The following is a 3,828-nucleotide window of genomic DNA, read 5'->3' as shown; positions in this document are numbered from 1 at the left end:
ACGACTTCGGGGGCATCTACGCTATCCTCGATTTCGGAAGCCACCCAGCGCGGGTCGGCTTAACTCAGGCGTTAGGCGGCTTGAGGAAGTCTTCAGCCGCTGAGACACTCCCTCCATCGATTGGCCGGGGGAACCGTTGAACACCATTCCTTTCTTCATCGCGGATATTTGGCAAGGCCTGCTCAAGGGTCACGGCTTGGTCAATCTGCAAGGCGACCGACTTCGGCTGGAGATTCAGGTCGTCGACTCACTTACCGGACTGGTCAAGATCAAGCACTTGGTCCATGAGGCGCCGCTGTCAGACGTCGCGTCCATATCCATGCGGTCTTACTTGCACGGGCTGTACAACGTGCTCTCGGTGCAGGGCACTCGCATGGATGTGTTCTCTGGCTTTCCAAGGGCGCGCGGTGGGCGCTGCCGACTTCGGATCGCTCGGCGCGACCGGCAGAACTGCGTGGCCTTCGTGCAGCACTTCGCAACTGTGAAAGCGGCTGAGCCATTGTTGGCCGCCGCCTAACAATTCATTCAAGCCGAAGCCGCTTCGCGGCTCGGCTTAATTCAGGCGTTAGACCGCACTCCAAATGACTCAGTCTCTCAAGCCTCTATTGCCGCATGTGGTTGCATACTTACTGACGCAGCATGCTGCTGAGTGGGCGTCACTCTCTCGCGGCATGGCGACATACGTAGTACGTCGCGGCAAAGGCGCAACTGTAATTCTGCGCACTCCAAAACTCGGTTCAGAGCGGTTGGTATCGGCTCGGGTTCTTGTGCAAGTTCCCGGAGATGATGATGGCTGGCGGGCCCTCCGAGCAGATTTGCTAAAGACAGACCAGCTTGCGCCGGCACAGCATCGCTATCTTTTTGTCCCGGAGGCTGCGCTGGCCGGAGCTACAACAGCTATGAAGCGCAGTCCCATACAAGTGCGGTCTAACAATTCGTTCAAGCCGAACTTGCTTCGCTCCACCAACAATGTGGCAGGTTAAGCTTGCCACGTTGTCGGCTCCGCTACGCAAGTCGGCTTAACTCAGGCGTTAGGCCGCACGGATAGATCAATGAGCATCAACATCCAAAAAGTTGCTGACGGATATCTGGCTCAAGTGACGCCTCCGCATGGGGGTGACTCAGCTTGGGAAGCAACTGAGCCACTGGCTATTGATGCACTTATCAAAAAGTTGCTAGCTCTCGGCTGCCACCAAACAGATATCGGCGATGCTTTCTATCAAGCTGATCCTCATTGGCTTGAGCAAGAATAGGCATGCACGGCACGGTGGCTTTGCGGCCTAACAATTCATTCAAGCCGAACTTGCTTCGCTACATCAACAACATGGCAGATAAAGCTTGCCATGTTGTTGCCTCCGCTACGCAAGTCGGCTTAATTCAGGCGTTAGGCCTCACATGACAGATCTCGGTGACCGCATCATTAAGGTCAATCATGCTGGCGAGCATGGCGCAATCTGCATCTACACGGGCCAGATCATCATGGCCCGGCTCACTGCGCGGCAAATGACCCAAGAGCTCGCCGAGTTCCGCACACATGAGCAACGGCACCGAGCAATATTTGCTGCTGAGCTGCAGCGTCGCGGGCAACGCCGATGTCCCAGCTACTGGTTCTGTGGCATTGGCGGGTTCGTACTTGGAGCCATTTCCGGTTTGCTCGGGGCGACCGCCATTGCAGCCACAACAGTAGCCGTTGAGAGCGTAGTGCTTCGGCATCTGGAGCAACAGCTCGTCAACTTGCGCAGCAGCGACCCGGCAGCCGTTGCCGCCATCTCGGCCATAGTCGCGGAGGAGCGGCAGCACCACGACCATTCCGTTAACCATGTCCAGACTGGTACATTCTGGTCAAAGGTTCTCACGCCCATAGTGTCCGGCTCTACGGAGGCAGTCATATGGCTGGGCATGCGGCTGTGAGGCCTAACAATTCGTTCAAGCCGAAACCGCTTCGTTACACCAACAACATGGCAGGTAAAGCTTGCCATGTTGTTGGCTCCACTACGCGGTTCGGCTTAACTCAGGCGTTAGGTCTCACACGGAGTTCGTATGGTCTTGCAAGTTCCTGACCGGCAAAAGCTCTCCGGCATAACTTTCGCCGAGCCTCTCTCTCCGGAGACTGAGACCAAGAGACGCAATCTGCTGTTCGCTTCATGCTTCTCGATTCTGCTGGCCGTCTACGGCCTCAAGGTTACAAAAACCCCATGGCTAGACTTTGAGATACCTGATGGTGCGCCCAACATCCTTCACGGTGCGTTGTCGGCTTCACTTCTCTACACGTTCATTGTCTTTGCCCTTCATGCCTTCGCAGATTTGCGCCGCTGGTTAACGGCAGGCGACATGATGTACCTGCACAACTACTTCGACTTGACTCTAAAGACACGCGGGCACCTCAACGCCGTCACTCAATGGCTGGACAAGCCGCTACCCACAGAGCCAGAAAAGCGAGCTTCGGTGGCAAAGATGTATGCCAGTGCTGATTCTTTCCTTGGAGAGCTTGACGCTGCTGTGTCTGCTGCAAAGGGGAGTCATCGCAAGCTGTCGGCGCTCCAATGGACGCGCCTAGCACTCATTGACCTCGGTATACCGCTCGTTCTTGGCATCTTCGCCATGTGTAAGATCGGTCCCGCCCTACTGCCGTTTCTCGCGGTGGTGTGGGGTGAGACCTAACAATTCGTTCAAGCCGAACTTGCTTCGTTACACCAATGCCATGGCAGAAAAAGCTTGCCATGGCTTTGGCTCCACTACGCAAGTCGGCTTAACTCAGGCGTTAGCTTCGCATGGGGATTCATCGCAACGTGACCATAGGCTCTCTTAACCGTAGTGCGTGGCACATGGCTACGACACTCATGAAAGTCGGTTTTCCAGCCTTCTTCCTCATTGGTGGGCTGTACTTGGCACTGGGTCACGAACTCCAGCGTGCCCTAGGGGTTGGTTTGGTCTTCCCCGTGGTTCTCGGTAGCGTTGCGGGCATTGCTGTGGTCCGGGCGGCCCGGCAAAGGCACCGAGTACGTACGCTTACCGCGGCCAACCTCCGCATGGCACTTTTCGCAGGCGCTTGGGCCGCAGCTTGGTCGGTCCCGTTCGTGCTGGCTATAGGCCTGCAAGAGCTGACGTTCCAGCCGTATTCGGAAAACGCGGTTGGTCCCTTGGCCTGGGGTGCAGCTTGCTTTATTGGGGCAGCGCTTCCGGCCGTGCGCAGCTAACAATTCATTCAAGCCGAACCCGCTTCGTCGCTTCGATGAAATGTGTTGTTGTTCAACTCCATCCACTCATAGACTGGCACGTTGCGGGTCGGCTTAATTCAAGCGTTAGACCGCACTCCAAATGACTCAGTCTCTCAAGCCTCTATTGCCGCATGTGGTTGCATACTTACTGACGCAGCATGCTGCTGAGTGGGCGTCACTCTCTCGCGGCATGGCGACATACGTAGTACGTCGCGGCAAAGGCGCAACTGTAATTCTGCGCACTCCAAAACTCGGTTCAGAGCGGTTGGTATCGGCTCGGGTTCTTGTGCAAGTTCCCGGAGATGATGATGGCTGGCGGGCCCTCCGAGCAGATTTGCTAAAGACAGACCAGCTTGCGCCGGCACAGCATCGCTATCTTTTTGTCCCGGAGGCTGCGCTGGCCGGAGCTACAACAGCTATGAAGCGCAGTCCCATACAAGTGCGGTCTAACAATTCGTTCAAGCCGAACTTGCTTCGCTCCACCAACAATGTGGCAGGTTAAGCTTGCCACGTTGTCGGCTCCGCTACGCAAGTCGGCTTAACTCAGGCGTTAGGCTGCAGCGCCGAAATTTCTCGCGGCGGACACGGCTACTGTCAGAATTATCGGACG

4 protein-coding genes are annotated in these 3,828 nt (G+C 56.2%); all 4 read left to right on the top strand.

The annotated features are described in order from the left end of the window. The first annotated feature begins 136 nt into the window (after positions 1-136). The gene (locus ACT9AS_RS14545) at positions 137-517 is read left to right on the top strand and encodes a hypothetical protein (RefSeq protein ID WP_445100874.1); all 381 of its coding nucleotides are present in this window, start codon (positions 137-139) and stop codon (positions 515-517) included. A gap of 535 nt (positions 518-1,052) precedes the next feature. Beyond that, complete coding sequence (locus ACT9AS_RS14540; protein ID WP_445100873.1) at positions 1,053-1,253, top strand: hypothetical protein; 201 nt, start codon at positions 1,053-1,055, stop codon at positions 1,251-1,253. A 142-nt stretch (positions 1,254-1,395) separates the two neighbouring features. Continuing rightward, complete coding sequence (locus tag ACT9AS_RS14535; protein ID WP_445100872.1) at positions 1,396-1,911, top strand: demethoxyubiquinone hydroxylase family protein; 516 nt, start codon at positions 1,396-1,398, stop codon at positions 1,909-1,911. 135 nt (positions 1,912-2,046) lie between these two features. Further along, positions 2,047-2,661, top strand: a complete 615-nt coding sequence (locus tag ACT9AS_RS14530; RefSeq protein ID WP_445100871.1) for a hypothetical protein — start codon at positions 2,047-2,049, stop codon at positions 2,659-2,661. The last annotated feature ends 1,167 nt before the right edge of the window (positions 2,662-3,828 follow it).

It is taken from the genome of Lysobacter sp. F60174L2 (assembly GCF_052547135.1).
This window is presented reverse-complemented; position numbering and strand designations above follow the sequence as displayed.

Bases quoted from the DNA above. Each gene is read 5' to 3' on its own strand.
- ACT9AS_RS14540 (WP_445100873.1), top strand. From the start codon at position 1,053: ATGAGCATCAACATCCAAAAAGTTGCTGACGGATATCTGGCTCAAGTG.
- ACT9AS_RS14535 (WP_445100872.1), top strand. From the start codon at position 1,396: ATGACAGATCTCGGTGACCGCATCATTAAGGTCAATCATGCTGGCGAG.